Annotated in this window: 15 protein-coding genes; 4 read left to right on the top strand and 11 right to left on the bottom strand. The window is 65.8% G+C overall.

Features of this window, described 5'->3' with window-relative positions; translation table 11 throughout:
• The first annotated feature begins 65 nt into the window (after positions 1–65).
• Complete coding sequence (locus C487_RS01825; protein ID WP_006183964.1) at positions 66–1,037, top strand: succinylglutamate desuccinylase/aspartoacylase family protein; 972 nt, start codon at positions 66–68, stop codon at positions 1,035–1,037.
• Between the two features lie 25 nt (positions 1,038–1,062).
• Here the strand turns inward: C487_RS01825 and C487_RS01820 are convergent, their stop codons facing one another.
• The 5 genes from C487_RS01820 to C487_RS01800 form a co-directional block, all read right to left on the bottom strand.
• Entirely contained in the window at positions 1,063–1,821 is a 759-nt protein-coding gene (locus C487_RS01820) for an SDR family NAD(P)-dependent oxidoreductase (protein ID WP_006183963.1), read from the bottom strand.
• Between the two features lie 655 nt (positions 1,822–2,476).
• Positions 2,477–3,223, bottom strand: a complete 747-nt coding sequence (locus tag C487_RS01815) for an IclR family transcriptional regulator (RefSeq protein WP_006183962.1) — start codon at positions 3,221–3,223, stop codon at positions 2,477–2,479.
• 130 nt (positions 3,224–3,353) lie between these two features.
• Positions 3,354–4,364: an FAS1-like dehydratase domain-containing protein gene (locus C487_RS01810; protein WP_049907787.1), complete on the bottom strand. Its 1,011-nt coding sequence runs from the start codon at positions 4,362–4,364 to the stop codon at positions 3,354–3,356.
• 213 nt (positions 4,365–4,577) lie between these two features.
• Positions 4,578–5,828 carry an acyl-CoA dehydrogenase family protein gene (locus C487_RS01805; protein WP_049907785.1) on the bottom strand — a complete coding sequence of 417 codons (1,251 nt, stop codon included), beginning with the start codon at positions 5,826–5,828 and terminating at the stop codon, positions 4,578–4,580.
• Between the two features lie 159 nt (positions 5,829–5,987).
• The gene (locus C487_RS01800; protein ID WP_006183959.1) at positions 5,988–7,136 is read right to left on the bottom strand and encodes a thiolase family protein; all 1,149 of its coding nucleotides are present in this window, start codon (positions 7,134–7,136) and stop codon (positions 5,988–5,990) included.
• A gap of 161 nt (positions 7,137–7,297) precedes the next feature.
• Between C487_RS01800 and C487_RS01795 the strand changes: the two genes are divergently transcribed.
• Complete coding sequence (locus C487_RS01795; RefSeq protein ID WP_006183958.1) at positions 7,298–8,083, top strand: SDR family NAD(P)-dependent oxidoreductase; 786 nt, start codon at positions 7,298–7,300, stop codon at positions 8,081–8,083.
• Between the two features lie 213 nt (positions 8,084–8,296).
• Here the strand turns inward: C487_RS01795 and C487_RS01790 are convergent, their stop codons facing one another.
• The 6 genes from C487_RS01790 to C487_RS01760 all read right to left on the bottom strand — a co-directional run bounded on the left by C487_RS01790 (position 8,297) and on the right by C487_RS01760 (position 14,812).
• A complete protein-coding gene (locus C487_RS01790) occupies positions 8,297–9,565 on the bottom strand; it encodes an acyl-CoA dehydrogenase family protein (RefSeq protein WP_006183957.1) in 1,269 nt (422 codons plus the stop codon).
• Entirely contained in the window at positions 9,559–9,765 is a 207-nt protein-coding gene (locus C487_RS01785) for an AMP-binding protein (RefSeq protein WP_083864468.1), read from the bottom strand. The genes C487_RS01790 and C487_RS01785 overlap by 7 nt, the downstream gene beginning before the upstream one ends.
• A gap of 73 nt (positions 9,766–9,838) precedes the next feature.
• Positions 9,839–11,002 carry a CaiB/BaiF CoA transferase family protein gene (locus tag C487_RS01780; RefSeq protein ID WP_006183955.1) on the bottom strand — a complete coding sequence of 388 codons (1,164 nt, stop codon included), beginning with the start codon at positions 11,000–11,002 and terminating at the stop codon, positions 9,839–9,841.
• Positions 11,003–11,084: 82 nt separating this feature from the next.
• A complete protein-coding gene (locus C487_RS01775; protein WP_006183954.1) occupies positions 11,085–12,017 on the bottom strand; it encodes a ferritin family protein in 933 nt (310 codons plus the stop codon).
• A gap of 710 nt (positions 12,018–12,727) precedes the next feature.
• Entirely contained in the window at positions 12,728–13,525 is a 798-nt protein-coding gene (locus tag C487_RS01765; RefSeq protein WP_006183952.1) for an enoyl-CoA hydratase/isomerase family protein, read from the bottom strand.
• 204 nt (positions 13,526–13,729) lie between these two features.
• On the bottom strand, positions 13,730–14,812 hold the full coding sequence (locus C487_RS01760; RefSeq protein WP_006183951.1) for an anthranilate phosphoribosyltransferase: 1,083 nt from the start codon (positions 14,810–14,812) through the stop codon (positions 13,730–13,732).
• A 403-nt stretch (positions 14,813–15,215) separates the two neighbouring features.
• Between C487_RS01760 and C487_RS01755 the strand changes: the two genes are divergently transcribed.
• Together C487_RS01755 and ahbB are read left to right on the top strand one after the other, a co-directional pair.
• Positions 15,216–15,542, top strand: coding sequence for a hypothetical protein (locus C487_RS01755; RefSeq protein WP_238705307.1), 327 nt, complete (start codon positions 15,216–15,218; stop codon positions 15,540–15,542).
• Between the two features lie 129 nt (positions 15,543–15,671).
• Positions 15,672–16,712: a siroheme decarboxylase subunit beta gene (ahbB, locus tag C487_RS01750; protein ID WP_006183949.1), complete on the top strand. Its 1,041-nt coding sequence runs from the start codon at positions 15,672–15,674 to the stop codon at positions 16,710–16,712.
• Positions 16,713–16,778: the final 66 nt, after the last annotated feature.

The following is a 16,778-nucleotide window of genomic DNA, read 5'->3' as shown; positions in this document are numbered from 1 at the left end:
TCGACCTTCCCGACTCGGCAACGGGCGGCCGCAGGTACATATCGCCGGGCGTGGAACGACGGGATATGACCGGAGGCACGCACACGGCCAAGCAGATACCGCTCGCCCGGCTGCCGTCGGGCGTTGAACTGACGACGACGGTCCACACCTACCGCGGCGACGAGCCGGGGCCGACGCTGTACGTGCAGGCCGCCCAGCACGGCCGCGAGATCAACGGAACGGAGGTGTTGCGGCGGTTCCACGAGCGGCTGCCCCTCGAGTCGCTGTCCGGAACCGTGATCGCCGTTCCCGTCGCGAACCCGCTGACGTTCGATCGCGTCTCGTACACGACGCCGGAGCAATTCGACAGCGTCAATCCCAACATGAACCGAATCTGGCCGGGCAACAGCGACGGGAGCATCACCCAGCGCATGGCCGCCCGCCTCTGGGAGTACGTCACGGCGGCCGACGCGCTCGTCGACCTCCACACCGGGAGCCCCGATATGCTTCCCCACGTCGTCTACCGCGAGGGTGACGAGCGCTCCCGCCGACTCGCCGAAGCGTTCGGAGCCGACCTCCTGTTGTCCGAACGGGCAGCCGAGGACGCCTCCGACGAGTGGCACCGCCGCGGGTTCGCGGGCAAACTTCGCGTCGTCGCCGCCGAGGAAAACCTCCCGTCGATCACGCCCGAACTCGCCCACAACAAACAACTCCTCGAGGACGTCATCGAGGCGGGCGTCGACGGCCTCTGCGATGTCTGTCGGTATCTCGGTCTGCTGCCCGGCACCGTTCCCGAGCGCGAGCAGGTCGTCGCCCGAAACCACTGCGGCCAGGTCACCGCGGACGACTCCGGGCTCTTCCGCCCGAACCCGTCGCTCGAGGTAGGTGAGTCGATCGCCGACGGAACGCTTCTGGGGACGGTCTATCATCCGACGCGCTACGACCCGCTCCACGAGGCGCGTGCCGACCGGGAGGGCATACTCTACGCGCTCACTCGCGAGGCGACCGTGACCGCCGGCGACCAACTCGCGAGCGTGGCGCTGGTCCACGGGGAGTGAGACGACGGCGGTGTGGCGGCGCAGTTCAGGCCGAGAAACCGCCGTCGACGACCAGTCCGTGGCCGTTGACGAACGAGGACTCGTCGCTGGCCAGGAACAGGATCGCGTCCGCGATCTCTTCGGGTTCGGCGAGGCGCTTGAGCGGGTACTGCTCGATCAGTTGCTCGCGAGCCCGGTCGGGGTTCTCCTGCTCATCGAGGTACCGGTCGAGCAGGGAGGTCTCGGTGAAGCCGGGACAGACCGTGTTCGCGCGGACGCCGTACGGACCGGCCTCCGCGGCGACCGCCTTCGTCATGTTCAGGACCGCACCCTTGCTCATCGAGTAGGCAGCCTGCTTGGGGAGCCCGAGGATGCTCGCCAGCGACCCGACGTTGACGATGGCACCGTGGCCCTGCGATTTCAGATGGGGGAGCGCGGCGTGACAACCGTTCCAGACGCCGTTGACGTTGACGTTCATAACGAAGTCGCGCATATCGTCGTCGACGTCCTCGAGGCTCCCGGCCGGATGGCCGGTCCCGGCGTTGTTGATCAGCACGTCGAGGCCGTCGTCGTCGGCGACCGCGTCGATGACCGCGTGGAACTGGTCGCTGTCGGTGACGTCGAGTTCGTGGAACGCGGCCTCCCCACCGGCGTCCTCGATCGCCCGTACGACCGCGTCTCCGCCCTCGATATCGACATCAGTGACGATGACGCGTGCGCCCTCCTCGGCGCAGCGCTCGGCCGTCGCCTGTCCGATACCCGACGCCGCACCCGTGATAACTACTGTCTTGTTTTCAAGTCGCATAGATCCCGTATCGAGCGGGCGGCACATAAATTCGTTCATCATTTTCGATCTATCCCCGACGTTGTTTTCGAAATATTCACTGTAGCCGAACAGTGGAAGTCTACCATCGCACGGGGCCTGCGACCGAGCGGTGCGTCGCCGGAACGATGACCCCGCCTCCCATTCTCCAATATTTTCCATTCCCGAATGTAATAATTGATCTGTCATGAATGGGCCGACCGTGAAACACGGAGCCCGGGTGATCAATGGCGACAGTCCGTTGCTTCAGTGGCCGAGACGCCGCTTCGACGCCGGTCTCGAGTGGTTCCAGTTCGGAGTACCGTACGCGTGATACGGAGACTCCGAAATGGTCTCTCCGAGAGCCGGAGCGGAGTTACCGATCGCTCGCCGAGTTCGCGATCTCTACGGTCGTTTCATTATTCATAGATAGCTGGAATAGTGGTACTATTTCATACTTGATAAACAATGGTCCGTCTCAGTCGAACGGGTTCGAGTATTCGAGGGGAATTTGTCCGGCGTCACGACCGAGACCGATATTACAGCCATATCTCTGTAATTCAGTGGTCGATGACGCACTGAGTTCCCGGTCGAGCGGGACCGACGGGCCCCCGCGATGTCTCGAGTGACACGCGATGTGTTCACTGTCATCGAACGGCTACGAGAACAGCAGATTCACCTCGATCGTATTCGCCGTCGACAGCAACTGAGTGCGGAGGTCGCGTTCTTCCCACTCGTTCGCGAGTCGGCGGTCCGGTCCGGTGACGGTAACCGCGCCGTAGACGGTGCCGTCGGTGTCGCGTATCGGAGCGGCGATCGCACTGATCCCCTGGAGGTACTCCTCGCGACTGTACGCGACGCCCGCCTCGCGAACCGCGGCGAGTTCATCGACGAGGGCGTCGCGATCGCCGATCGTGTCCTCGGTAAAAACCGGGAGTCCCCACTCGTCGATGATCCCGTCGATTCGCTCCTCGGGGAAGTGGGCGAGCATGGCCTTTCCGCCGGCCGAACTGTGCAGATAGGTGTGCGTCCCGACATCGATGTCGCTGGTGAACGACCGGGTGCCCTCGCTGACGTTGACGACCGTTCCCAGTCCGTTCTGGTGTGTCGAACAGAGCACTCGTTCCCCAACCCGCTCCGATAGCTCGGCGATCGGGGTCTCCGACGCCGCGTACAGCGACTCGGCGTGTTTGACGTGCTCGCCGAAGGAGAGGAATCGGAGGCTCAGCCGATATTCGTCGTCCTCCTGGACCACGTACCCCTTTGACCGCAGCGTCGTCAGATGGGCGTGAACCGTGCTCTTCGCGAGCCCCGTCCGCTCGGCGAGTACCGTGACGCCGGCCCCATCCGCCTGCCACAGTGCCTCGAGCACGACGGGCGCACTACAGGAGTCACTCCACGTCACTACACACCTGACCGCATGACGGCGTTACGGTCAGTCCGGAACGCGTTTCAGTGGCGACCATTTCGGGCGGGGCTCCGACAGGGCCGCGAGTCCGGGTTCGCGCCGGAGCCACAACCGAGTGTGGCCTTGTTCACTCGAGAGCGGCGGTCGCCGTCCCCGTCAGCAGCGTCTCGCCGTCGGTCGTCCGGGCCTCGAGTGCCGTCTCGACCGTTCCCGCGTCGGGGTCGATCTCGGCGACTTCGCCGCTCGCGACGATTGTCTCGTCGGGAAAGACCCGGGACTGGAACCGCACGCCGAAGCTCGTTACGTCCCGCAGCTCGAACCAGTTGGCGACGACCCGCGAGGTGACGCCGGCGGTGAACATCCCCTGGCCGAAAACGCTCTCGTTGCCCGCCGCCGTCGCGTAGGGCTCGTCGTAGTGGATCGGGTTGAAGTCGCCGCTGGCCCCGGCGTACTTGACGAACTGCTGGCGCTCGAGGTTCGGGACGACGACGGTTGGGCCGGCGGCACCGGGCTCGAGGCCGTCGACGGTGCGGACGCGATCGAACTCGTCGACCGTTGCCGTGGGTGCTGCCGGCTCCGGATTCGCGGTGCCGCCGTCGGGCTCGGTCGACGCGTTGCTCGAGGACCCGTCGCCGCTCTCGTCGCCGTTGTCGACCGCTCCCTCCGTTTCGATCGCCGTCGAGCGGTCGGTCAGGACGAGGTCGCCGTCCGGCGTCCGGTACTCGGTCTCGAGGACGGCGAAGGTCATCGTCCCCGCACGACCGCCCTCGCGCTGAAAGACGTCCACGAGGGTGGTCGTCCCCTCGAGCACGTCGCCGACGTAGATGGGACGTTCGTACTCGTAGGCCTGCTCGCCGTGGAGGACGTACTCCGGCTTGAAGCCCAGATCGAACCCCTTCCCGTCGACGTCGGCGGGCGTGTAGCGGGGGAATCGGCCGACCTGCGTGTAGGTCAACGGCGCGGGGACGCGATCGTAGTCCCGGTCCGCGGCGACCGACCCGTCGCGGAAGACGGGGTCTGCGGCCGTGATCGCCCGCGCGAACTCCTCGACTTTGCCGGGTTCGATACGAAACGCTTCGACGGTGACGCGGGCGTCGCCGACCATTGCCTCGAGTTCTGCGAGCGGCCTATTCGGCATGGACGCCCTCCGTGGCTCGCGCGAGAGTCGTCGACCGGTCGGTCGGCGCGTCGCATCGCACCTCGGCGCGGTGTCCGCGTTTCATTGCCGCCATGGTTTGTGGACGACTGACATAACAGTACCCTTCTCGGACGGGACTGCGTAATCCTCGGACGGCGACGCGAGCCCCGCTTTTCCGTCGGGGTTCGAAACGGCTCGCTCGAGTCCGGACCGTTACTCGTCGAGGCCGTCGATCCGCAGGTCCTCGTCGAACTCCAGGGTGTTCTCGATTTCGGCCTCGTCGATGTCCTCGAACGCCCAGCGAGCGATCGAACGGCGGTGGACCTCGTCGGCCCCGTCGACGATGCGGAACGCACGGACGTTCTCGTAGAAGTGGGCGATCGGCAGGTCCTTGCCGATCCCGTTGCCCCCACAACACTGGAGTGCGAGGTCGATGGTCTCGTTGGTGACGTTGGCGGTGAACATCTTCGACATCGCGACCTCGATGCGGGCGTCGCTGCGGTCGAGTTCGCGCGCGGCGTGGCGAACCATACAGCGAGCGGCGTGCAAACGCGTCTCGGCGTCGGCGATCCGATGGCGCAGCGCCTGTTTGTCCTCGAGTTTCGTGCCGAAGGCCTCGCGTTCCTGCAGGTAGGCCTTGGCGATGTCGAGCGAGCGCTCGGCCATGCCGGAGTAGCGCATGCAGTGGGTCAGTCGGCCGCCGCCGAGTCGCATCTGCGCGATCCGGAACCCGGCCCCCTCCTCGCCGATCGTGTTTTCGACGGGGACGCGGACGTTGTCGAACTTCACTTCGGCGTGGCCGCCCTCGCGCTCGGTGATGCCGTGGCCGCCGAGGTGGGGAACGTTCCGCTGGACGTCGACGCCGTCGGCGTCACGCGGAACGAGGATGATCGAGGTTCCCTCGTAGGGGTGGGCGTCGAGGTCGGTCCGGGCCATCACCAGATAGAAATCGGCGTCCAGTCCGTCGGAGGTCCACCACTTGTGGGCGTTGACGACCCACTCGTCGCCGTCCTTGACCGCGGTACTCTGGAGCATCTTGGGGTCCGAGCCGGCACCGACCTTGGGCTCGGTCATCGCGAACGCCGAGGAGAGTTCGCCCTGTACGAGCGGTCGGAGATACTCCGCTTTCTGTTCCTCGGTCCCGACCATCTCCAAGGTGTGCATGTTCCCCTCCTGGGGCGCGTTCGCGCGGATCGCGAGCGCGCCGATCAGCGAGCGACCGACCTGTTCGAACGACGGCAGCATGTCGCTGAAGTCCAGCCCCTGTCCGCCGTACTCCTCGGACACCTGCGGCGCGAACAGGTCGCGTTCCTTGGCCAGTTCCCACAGGTCCTCGATCTCGCCCGTCGTGATCTCCTCGCCCGTGGCGAGCGCCTCTCGCTCGCGCGGGATGACGACCTCGTCCATGAAGTCCGCTACGCGGCCCGCAACCTCCTTTGCCGTCTCGGAGTCGTGGTACTCCATATCACTCATGACAGGATACAGCATTGTAAAGCTATAGGTAAGAGATCGCATAAATTGGCAACCGGTTGTCGGGCACCGGTCGGTGCTTCGCTCTCGAGACGCCCCTGGTCGGCGGTGTCGCCAGCTGGGTTCGGCTCCCGTCGGCCGACCGCGCCCGGCTCAGACTCGCTCTATGATCGTCGCGATACCCTGGCCGAAGCCGATGCACATCGTCGAGAGCGCGGTGTCCTGGTCGGTCCGCTCGAGTTCGTGGGCCAGCTTGGTCAGCAACATCGCGCCGGTCGCGCCCAGCGGGTGGCCGTGGGCGATCGCGCCGCCGTTAACGTTGACGTCCTCCCAGGGCGCGCCGGTCTCCTCGAGCCAGGCGGCGACGACCGACGCGAACGCTTCGTTGACTTCGAAGCGGTCGATATCGCAGACCGACATGTCGGCTTTCTCGAGGACGTTCTCCGTCGCCGGGATGGGGCCGCGAAGCATCGTGACGGGGTCGACACCGACGACCTCGGTCTGGACGATGCGGGCCATCGGCTCCCAGCCGTGTTCTTCGGCGGCCGCTTCGCTCGTGATCAACAGCGCACAGGAGCCGTCGACGATCCCCGAGGAGTTGCCGGGGTGGTGAACGCCCTCCCCCTCCTCGCGGAACGACAGCGGGAGGTCGGCGAGCGTTTCCTCGTCCGTGCCCGGCCGCGGGTGTTCGTCCCGTTCGACGACGATCTCTTCGCCCTCGAGTTCGGTCTCGACTGGCACGACCTGATCGTCGTACCGTCCCTCGTCCCAGGCCGCCTTCCAGCGCCGCTGGGAGTCGACGGCGATCCCGTCGAGGTCCGATCGCGTGAAATCGTAGTGCTCCGCGATTCGCTCGGCCCCTTCGCCCTGCGTGGTCAGCTCGTCGAAGTGGTCGAAGTAGGTGTCGGTCAGGCCGTCGCCGTCCGAGCCCATCGGGACGCGGGTCATGTGTTCGACCCCGCCGGCGATGAGGACGTCGTGCTGGCCGGCCATGACGTTCGCCGCCGCGAAGTTGGCCGCCTGCTGGCCCGATCCGCACATCCGATTGAGCTGTACGCCGGGGACCACATCGCCCCAGCCGGCGACCATGGGCGCGAGTCGCCCGATATTGAGCCCCTGCTCGCTCACTGGGGACACACAGCCGTAGATGACGTCTTCGATCGTCCCGGGCTCGAACCCGTTGCGCTCGCGCAGGGCCTCGAGCGGTTCGGCGGCCAGATCCTGTGGGTGCGTGTCCCTGAACGAGCCGTCGCGTTTCCCGAACGGCGTCCGGACGGCATCGACGATGACTGCGGAGTTCATGACGTATGTTTGAATAGTTCTCCGTTCGTCATAGCTGTTGTGCATATATCCGTGGTCGCCCGTACTGGACTCGTTCCGCCGCTATCGGAGTCTTTCTCGGCCGCGGAGTCTGCTATCGCCCCACAATAATTAAGTCAAATAACGAAGTAGTCAATCGAGCAATGGACCTTGGCATTCGGGACCGGACCGCGGTCGTCACTGGCGGTGCGGGACGGATCGGAAGCGCGGACTGTCGACTGCTGGCCGAGGAGGGCGCAAACGTCGTCGTCCTCGATATCGATGCCGACGGCGCGGCGGAGGTCGCCGCGGAGATCGACGAAACCGCGGACAGCGGTGCGGCGATGGCCCTCGAGTGTGACCTCACGGACCGCGAGGACGTCGCCGACTCGATGGCCGAGGTTCGAGACGCCTTCGACGGCGTGGACATCCTCGTCAACAACGCGGCGATGGTCGACGCCCGCTCGCGCATCGGCGACTACGACGACGGGATCTGGGACCGGGACATCGAGATCAATCTGACCGGTACCTACAACATCAGCACGGAACTGTTCCCGCGGATGTGCGACCGCGGCTGGGGGCGGATCGTCAACATGTCCTCGATGGCCGGCTGGTATGGCGGGTTCGGTCAACTCTCCTATTCGGCGACGAAAGCCGCCATGATCGGCGTCGGCCGGACGATGGCCCTCGAGGGTGCCCAATCGGGTGTCACGTCGAACGTCATCGCGCCGAACATCGTCGTTGGGGACTGGGCGGACATGAACCCCGACGAACTCCGGGAGAACGTCGACGAGTACTTCGCTCGCATCGCCGAGGCCACCCCGATGCGTCACCTCGGCACGGAGGAAGACGTGGCCAACATGGTCACCTACCTCTGCTCGGAGCAGGCGTCCTACGTCACCGGGCAAATTATCGGTGTCACGGGTGGGATTGACCTGTTTAGCTTCTGAGAGGAGCGACTGTCCGTCGGTGACGGCATCCGCACGATGGTTCGCGGGTGCGCCGGGCAATCGGTACGACAGTCCGTCTGAGGCGGTGTCAGTGGCTCGAGTTCACTGTCCCGCTCATAGTTGCGTGCTCCGTGAGGCAATGTCCTCGAAACCCGGGCTGTAGTAGTTGACGGGCGCGGGGTCCGGGTGCGTCGAGCGTTCGATAGCGCCGACTCAGTCCACGATCCCCATCGTCTTCGCGATCGTGTTGAGTTGAATCTCGTCGGTCCCCTCGACGATCCGCAGGATCCGCGCCTGATGGACCAGGTCCATGTAGGGGTGGTCCTCTGCCAGCCCGTTGGCTCCGTGTACCTGCACGGCCGCGTCGACGACCTCCCAGAGGACGGTCGTCGCGAACCACTTCAGCACGGACGCATCCATCACCGTCCGCTCGTCTTGGGCCATCTTCCAGGCGAGTTTGAGCCCCGCCGCGTCGGCCGCGTAGGTCTTTGCTCGCCCCCGCGCGAGTTTCGTGGAGACCTGCTGGAAGTTCCCGATCGCCCGCCCGAAGGCCTCGCGATCGGTGACGTACTCGCCGGCGTCCTCGAGCAGGTACTCCGCGTATCCCACGGCTTCGGCTCCCAGCTCGAGCCGGCCAAGTGAGAGGAACTCCATCGCAGCGTAGAAGGCCTCGTCGACCTCACCGAGCACGCGATCCTCGGGGATTCGAACGTCGTCGAGCACGATCTCGGCCTGCATCCCCTCGGCACCGACGGCGTTGTTGTACGAGCCGAGTTCGTACTCCTCGCGCTCGACGATGAAACACGTGATGCCACCGTAGCGGCCGGCCTCCTCCTGTGGGGTCGTCCGAGCGAACAATTGGACGAAGTCGGCGTAGGGCGCGTTGGTGATCCACTGCTTGCGGCCGTTCAGCACCCATTCGTCGCCGTCTTTCTCCGCGGCTGTGCCGCTACGTTCCGAGGCGCTCCGCGCCTCGCTCTTCTCCGCGGTGGTCTCCATGTTCGGCGAATCCGATCCGTAACCCGGCTCGGTCTGAGCGAACGCCGTCGACTTCTCCGCCCGAACGGTCGGCGCGAGGTAGCGCTCGACCTGCTCGCCCTTCGCCTGCAACAGGAGCGGTTTCGGCCCTTCCGGCCCGGCGAGGACGTAGCGCTCGAGGCCGCCGCCGTGAGCTGCGAGGTGTTTCTTCGCCCGGTACCAGGTGACCGGCGAGACGCCCTCGCCGCCCGCGGCTTCGGGCAGGTTCATCGCGTAGAAGCCGCCCTCCGCGGATCGACGCCGTATTTCTTCGCGGGCCTCGAGCACCTCGTCGGTCCAGCGCCCGTTCTCGTGGTGTCCCTTCCTGGGATTGGTATAGACGTCTCCCAACTCCTCGACGATCGGCTCGACGTCGCGCTCGATGAACTCGTCGAGACTGTCGAGGATCAGTTCGGTCTCGCCGTCGGTGTCGAAACTCACGCCGCCAGTGGTGTTTGCTACCATAGTGCTATCCGTCGGTGATCGCCCGCCTCGAGACCGAGGCCATCGAGCGCGCCCGCGAGCCGGTTGATCCGCTCGCCGGCGTCGGCGTACGTGTACCGGTGCGTGCGCCCGCCGGGCAGTTTCGTCACCAGTTCCCGGTCGGAGTACAGGTCGACCGCCCGCTCGCGGAGCATGGCACGCGTTAACTCGACATTCGGCATGGTCGTCATACGTATTCTATCCAGCAGCTTATTAGTTGGGGCGAGTACGTCCTCGTGACGGGACAACTGGCCGTCAGCGGATGATGCCCGCGTCGCGAAGGGCGGCTCGCTCGGCGTCATCGTAGCCGACCGACGCGAGCAGTTCGTCGGTGTGTTCCCCATGCTCCGGGACCGATTCGTCGTGAGTTTGGGGCACGTTCGACCCTCTCGCGGGAAAGCCGATCCGCGGCGGCGCGTCCGCGGGCCGTTCGATCAGGCCGCGAGCCTCGAGTTGGGGGTGCTCGAGGGCTTCGGCCGGCGTACACACCGGCCCGACCATCGTCTCCTCGCTCAGGTCCGCGAGCCACGCGTCCCGCGATCGGCTCGCGAACAGCGCCTCGAGTTCCTCGCGGACGGCCGCCAGTTCGGCCGGGTCGTCGGTGCCGTGAGCGGCGATCAACCCCTCGCGGTCGACTTCCTCACAGAAGGTCGTCCAGAACTTCGGCTCGAGCGCCGCGAGGGTCACGTATCGCCCGTCGGCGGTCTCGTACACGTCGTACCAGGGAAACGTCCCGGTGAGCGGGGTCTCGCCGGGCCGGGGATCGCCGCCCGTGAGCGCTTCGTGGGCGACGGCCTGCGAAAAGGAGGCGACCACGTCGGTCATCGCCACGTCGACGTACTCGCCGCCGTTACCCAGCGCCCGCGACAGCAGCCCGCCGACGATCGAAAAGGCTGCAAACAGCCCGCCGCCGAGGTCTCCGATCTGGTAGCCCGGGATCTGCGGGGCCATCGATTCGTCCTCTCGGGTCATATCGAGTAATCCGGCCACACCGACGTAGTTGAGATCGTGTCCCGCGCGCTCGGTGTCCGGACCGGTCCCCCCGTAGCCCGACAGCGAGCAGTAGACGAGGTCGTCGTTGTACTCGAGCAGCGTCTCGTAATCGATTTCGAGCTGGTCGGCGACGCCCGGCCGGAACTGTTCGAAGACGACGTCCGCGTCCGCGACGAGTTCGTAGAACGCCTCGCGGCCGGCCTCCGACTTCAGGTCGAGCGCGATACTGCGCTTGCCGCGATTGACGCTCTCGAACAGCGCGCCGACGCCGCGGCCGGTCGTCGGCGGGATATCGCGGGCGTAGTCACCCCTGTCCGTATCCTCGACTTTGATCACGTCCGCGCCCGCATCGGCGAGCAGTTGCGTCGCGTACGGCCCGGGTAACAGGCGCGACAGATCGAGTATCCGCACCGAATCGAGCTGCATGGTCCCACGTGTCGATCCGCCCCCAAAAGCCTACTGTCGCCGGTCGTGCCGGGATCGGAACCGTCGGGTTCGTCTCACGGCATCAGTCGTCGCCCTCGAGCGATACCAGTTCGTCGACGTCCGGAATGTCCGCCGCGGCGTCCGTGATCTGTCGCATCCGGTCGGTGTGCTTCGTGACCGCGTACTCGGCCAACTGTCCGTCGTCGAGCCCGACGCGCTCCTCGGGGTCGTCGGCCTGATACCGGTCGTCCTCCGTGATTCCCTGGACGAGCGGGAGCAGGTCTTCGACGGTCGTCTCGATGAGGTGCGGGTCGACCCCCTCGGCAATGAGCTTCTTGAGTTGATTCATTCCGAAGCCGACGTGGCGTCCTTCGTCGCTGCGGATCTTGGTAAACCCCTGGACGAGCCCCGGCAGATGTGGCAGGTCGTCGAACTCGCCGCCGTAGGAGGTCTGCATCCCGTAGTATCCCGTCTGGGCGAGGATGCCTTCTACCGTGAGATGGTAATGACAGTAGGCTTTCGCACGGGTTTCCGGGGTGTCCTCCTCGAGCAGCCGGCGCTGCGCTTGCCGGTTGCGGTCGAACAGTTCGATGTAGGGATCGTTGAACCACCGGTCGTGACGCGGGTTCGATCGCTCCCACCCCAACTCGTCCTCGACCGTCCAGACGACCTCGCGCCAGTACCGATCGAAGAAGTCGGCGTGTTTGGCCTCCTCGTACAGCTGTGTCGTCAGGAACAGCTGGTCGTCGATGTCGTCGAGGACCGTCCCCAGCGGCGCGAGGTCCTCCGTGACCGCGTCCTCGCCCGCCCCGAACTTCGCGATCCCGTTAAGCATCCCGTACCACGGCTCCCTGTCGTCGGTCTCCGTCTCGTCGATGAACGCGAGCAGGTTCTCGACGTCGCGCTCGAGGTCGATCTCGCCGGGGTCCCAGTGGCGTTCGACCGCGTTGCGATAGTAGCGGTTCGATCGTGACTCCCGATCCATCATCTCGGTTGGCGTGTACTCAGTTGCCATACCTCATGCTTTACGCCGCGACTATTAAATGTGTACCAGCTGTCGTTACGAGTCGATCGAACCGGCCGGCGTGAGAGCCGACAGGGCGCTCGATAGCCGCTTTCGCGGGCGTTCCCGTCGATGTGCTCGTAGCCACCATCCCGTCGTGTCGTTGCGATTCCGGCCGCTCTCGGCCCGGCAGTTTCGGCGGCCGTCGCCGGTTGTCTCGAGCGTTGCCAAGACCGATGTCGACATCCATGTCGGGTAGGGACATGGCACGAAAGAGCGCTACCGTCGGCGGCGGCAGCATGGGTTCCGTATGGCACAGGGACTCGCACGTCGCGGCTACGAGGTGGCCGTCCGCGAGATCACCGTCATCGCCAACCGCTGTCACGCGGCGATACGCGAGGAGGCCCGGCAGATCGTCGACGAGGGAATCGCGACGGAGGCGCAAGTCGACAAGGCGCTCTCCGTCGTCGGTCCTGCTCTCGAAGTCGTCGTTCCAGAGACATGGTTCCCGACGGAAAAAGGGGGAACGGGTATCCGACTCCCGTGGCACCACGGTATTACCACGCCCTCCCCACCCGATTCGCTCACTCACTCGCGTTCGTTCGCTCATCCCTCGCGCAACGTCGTCGACTGCCCTCGCTGTCACTCGGGCAGCCGACAGCGCGCGCCACCGCAGGTTCCGGAATCGATCCGGCGTGGGACGCCGTCCGTCGTCTTCCCCACTATTTCCCTTCGAATTCGGGCTCGCGGTCCTCGGCGAACGCCGCTGCCCCCTCCGCGTGGTCCTCGGTCTCGAGGAGCCGCTTGAAGAGGTGAGAGTCGTATTCAATCCCCTCCTCGAGCCCGCTGTGAACGGCCATGTCGGCGGATCGCTTGATGGCCTGCACCGCCAGCGGTGCCTGACCGGCGAGGTCGGTGACGAACTCGTCGACCGCGTCGTCGAACTCGTCGTCGGCGTAGACGTGGTTGATGATGCCCTCCTCGTCCGCTCGCGTCGCGGAGATGTGGTCGCCGGTCATCGCGAGTTCCTTCGCGACGGCGGGGCTGGCCAGTTTGCTGACGTATTGAACGCCGCCGGCACCCGGCAGGATGCCGAGGGTGACCTCGGGGAAGCCAAAGGTGGAGGTCTCGCTGGCCAGCCGGAAATCACAGGCCAGCGCGGTCTCGAGGCCGCCGCCCAGACAGTAGCCGTCGATCTTCGCGATGACGGGCGCAGGGAACTCCCGGATGACGTCGTAGTGCGACCGTGCCGAGGTGCCGCCGGCCGACGCCTCGGAGAAGCCGCCGACGTCCGCGCCGGCACAGAAGGCCTTCTCGCCGGCCCCCTCGAGCACCACGGCGCGCAGGGCGACGCCGTCGGTTTCCTCGTTCCGCTCCTCGAGCAGTTCGAGCCCCGTGACGATATCGGCTCGCAACTGTGCGTTCAGGGCGTTCAGCGCGTCCGGGCGGTGCATCGTGAGCGTCCCGACGCCGCGATTCTCGTCGAACGCCACCAGCACTGTCTCGAGTGATTCGTCCATGGGTGATGGTCACTGCTACCGATCAAAAAGGTGTCCGGTTCGACTCCCGCCTCGAACGGCGACTCCGACCGCCCGTCGGGGCCGGCGACTGCCAGTCGCCGACCGAGACTCCCGTCCCGAAACGATACGAAAGCCGTCACGATACGAAACCCATAGGAGAAGCGATACGACGATCGATGCGGAGTGGAGCGGACAGTCGCTCGCTCAGAACGCCTGCAGCTCCTCGAGGACGGCCTGCGCGCTGCCGTCGGCGATGACCTCGCGGGCCTGCTCGAGGCCGTCTTCGACGCTGTCGACGTCCTGGCGGGCGTACATCCGAAACGCGCCGTTGAGGGCGATCGCGTCGGCGAAGTGATCGTCGCGGTCGCCGGCGAGAACCGCCTCGGTGATCGACGCGGAGTCGGTCGCAATGTCGTCGACCGCGAGGTCCGATCGCTCCATTTCCATGCCGTACGCGGCGGTCTCGATCTCGTAGTCCGCGAAGGATTCCTCGCCGTCGTCGCCGACCTGATCCCATTCGGCGACCTTCGTGTAGCCGGGGCGGATGTCGTCATACCCTTCCATCCCCTGGAAGAAGATCGCACGGGAGTATCCGAGCTGGTCGCTTTCCGTGATGAGATCGGTTAGCTTCTTCGCGAACGCGAGGTGGTAGAACGAACCCAGATGGACGTCGGCGTTCGCGGGGTTGGCGACGGTCTCGATGGTGTTGACGAACGTCCGAACGCCCATTTGGTCGCGTCGATCGTAAAGGTCGTCGATGCCGGGGTTGAACGCGGGCTGGTAGTAGAAGCCAAAGCCGGTCTCGTCGACCATGTCGGCGCTTTCGGTCGGCTCGAGCTCGGTACGGACGTCGAGCTCCTCGAGGACGTGTTTGTATGCCGGCGCTTTCTGGGAGGGAACGTAGTCGCCGGAGTGGACGACGACCGGCGTGCCCGCGGCGGCGGCGACGACGCCGGCACCGACGCCGAGGATCGCGGAGGTATCCTTGCCGTCGTAGTTCGCACCGCAGTCGACCGGATCGGCGTCGGGCTCGGCGGTAACGACCGACTCCTCGCGCATGACGTCGGTGTAGGCCGCCAGCTCCTCGGGGTTGTTGCGCTTCCAGCGGTTGGCCAGCCAGAACGCGCCGAGCGTGGTCGCGTCCGGCTCGCCCGACAGAATCCGCTGGAAGGCCTCGCGAGCCTGCGCGCGGTTCATGTCGTCGGCCGATTTAGGGCCCGAGCCGACGACCTCCGTCATCAGGCGTTTCAACGGCCATTCGCCGAACTCCTGTGTTGCCTGCGCCATGTGCACTCGTTGGGACGGCCGGCGCAAAAACCTCCCGTTTCCGGTCCCTTCGCGCGGTCAAATGACGGGATTCGGCGGTGCGGACGGCTCTCGAAAACGGCGCGCGGACCGGTGGGTAGTGCGGCGGTTCGGTCATCGGTGAACGGCCTCGAGCATCAGGGTTCGATACAGTTACGAAATGTTATAGATCGCCATCCGTAGGCCAGTGTTACGGACACGACGAGTCGACGACGGAACGGCTGTGAGCGGATTTGATCCCGCTCGTAACCGCCGCGTGTTCCGGAGGTGTGCCGGGTTCGGTCCGCGAAACGGGCGCAGTAAGACGGTCCTGAGACTTCCCGCGGACGCGCAGTGGGCGCGAACTGAACGCATAGCTATGTATCCCGGGCGCGAACGCGAGGGCGTGAGTGATTCGCGTGCGAGTAGCGCCGTCTTCGCCACCGTCCTCCTCGTGCTCGCGAGCGGCGGTGCCGGCGTCCTTACAGGCCCCGCGCCCGCGTCCCACGCGTCGGCCGTCTCGGCCGTCGAAATGCCCCAGTCCCGACTCCTCCAGGCTGCCGACGACGCCGACGACAACGTCACCCGTCGCCACAGGAATCCGCGCGAGTACGACGCGGACGGTGATCTCGAGGCGGCGACCGACGGAAACCTCTCGACCGCCGACGCGGCGATCGAGGCGGTAACCGAGGAGATCCGTGGGGTGATCGCTCGTCACCCTCGGTCGCCGTAATGGCGACACTGCCGACCGGGAGGCGATCGTCGCACCCTACTACGGGATCACACACGTCCCCGTGGTGTCCTGCGAGCCGGCTCGAGCGGACCCGAAAACGATACGGCCCCCTTCTCCCTAGGGCAACCAATGAGCACCCTGTCGGGGAACTGGCGAGAGGCCATCGACGACGTGGACGCGGCGCTGATCGACGGCTATCAGAGCGGCTTCCCGATCGAAGAACGTCCGTTTCGCCGCGTCGCTGCCGACCTCGGGATCGACGAAACGGCGGCAGTCGACCGCGTCCACTCCCTGCGGGAGACCGGCATTGTCCGTCGGTTCGGTGCGGTCCTCAATCCGCCCGTGATCGGTTCGTCGACGCTTGCTGCGGTCCAGGCCCCCGCGGATCGCTTCGACGAAGTCGCGGCGATCATCAACGACTACCGGCAGGTCAACCACAACTACGCTCGCGACCACGAGTGGAACATGTGGTTCGTCGTCACCGCCGGCTCGCAGGACGCTCGCGACGAGATCCTCACCGATATCGAGCGCCGGACCGGCTGTGACGTTCTGAACCTGCCGATGTTGACGGACTATTACATCGACCTCGAGTTTCCCGTCGTCAACGGCGACCGCTTCGCACGCGAATCGCTCGCGGAGCGACTGGACTCCGCAGCGACCCGAATCAGCGAGGAAGCGACGGGCGATCTCTCCGCGCTCGAGGCCGACCTGCTGCTCGCGGTTCAGGACGGGTTCCCGCTGTCGGCGACGCCGTACCGCGACATCGCCGACGAGATCGGCGATGATGTTGCGGACGTGCTCGCGGCCGTCGAGCGACTGCTCGAGCGCGGCTGTATCAAGCGCATCGGCTGCGTGATCAACCACGTCGTGACGGGGTTCGACGCCAACTGCATGGTCGTCTGGGACGTGCCCGACGAGTCCCTCGACGAGTGGGGCGAGCGAGCGGGCGGACTGCCGTACGTTACCCTCTGTTACCACCGGCCCCGCCGACCCGACCAGCAGTGGTCGTACAACCTGTTTACGATGATCCACGGCCGCGATCCCGAGGCCGTCGACGCGAAGATCGACGAACTCGCCGCCGACTACCTCCCCGTCGACCACGAGCGCCTGTACTCGACCGAGACGCTGAAACAGACCGGCGCGCGCTACGACGAACTGGTCGGCCGCTGAGTCGATCCGGCGCGGACCAGACTCAGTCTGGTCCTGGTCCGCAAGGCGTGCCGTAGCCACGTGTCG

Origin of the sequence: Natrinema pallidum DSM 3751 (assembly GCF_000337615.1) — an archaeon.
In the GTDB taxonomy this organism is placed as follows: Archaea; Halobacteriota; Halobacteria; order Halobacteriales; family Natrialbaceae; genus Natrinema; species Natrinema pallidum.
Note: the sequence above shows the minus strand (reverse complement) of the source record. Positions and strands in the feature narration are given on the sequence as shown.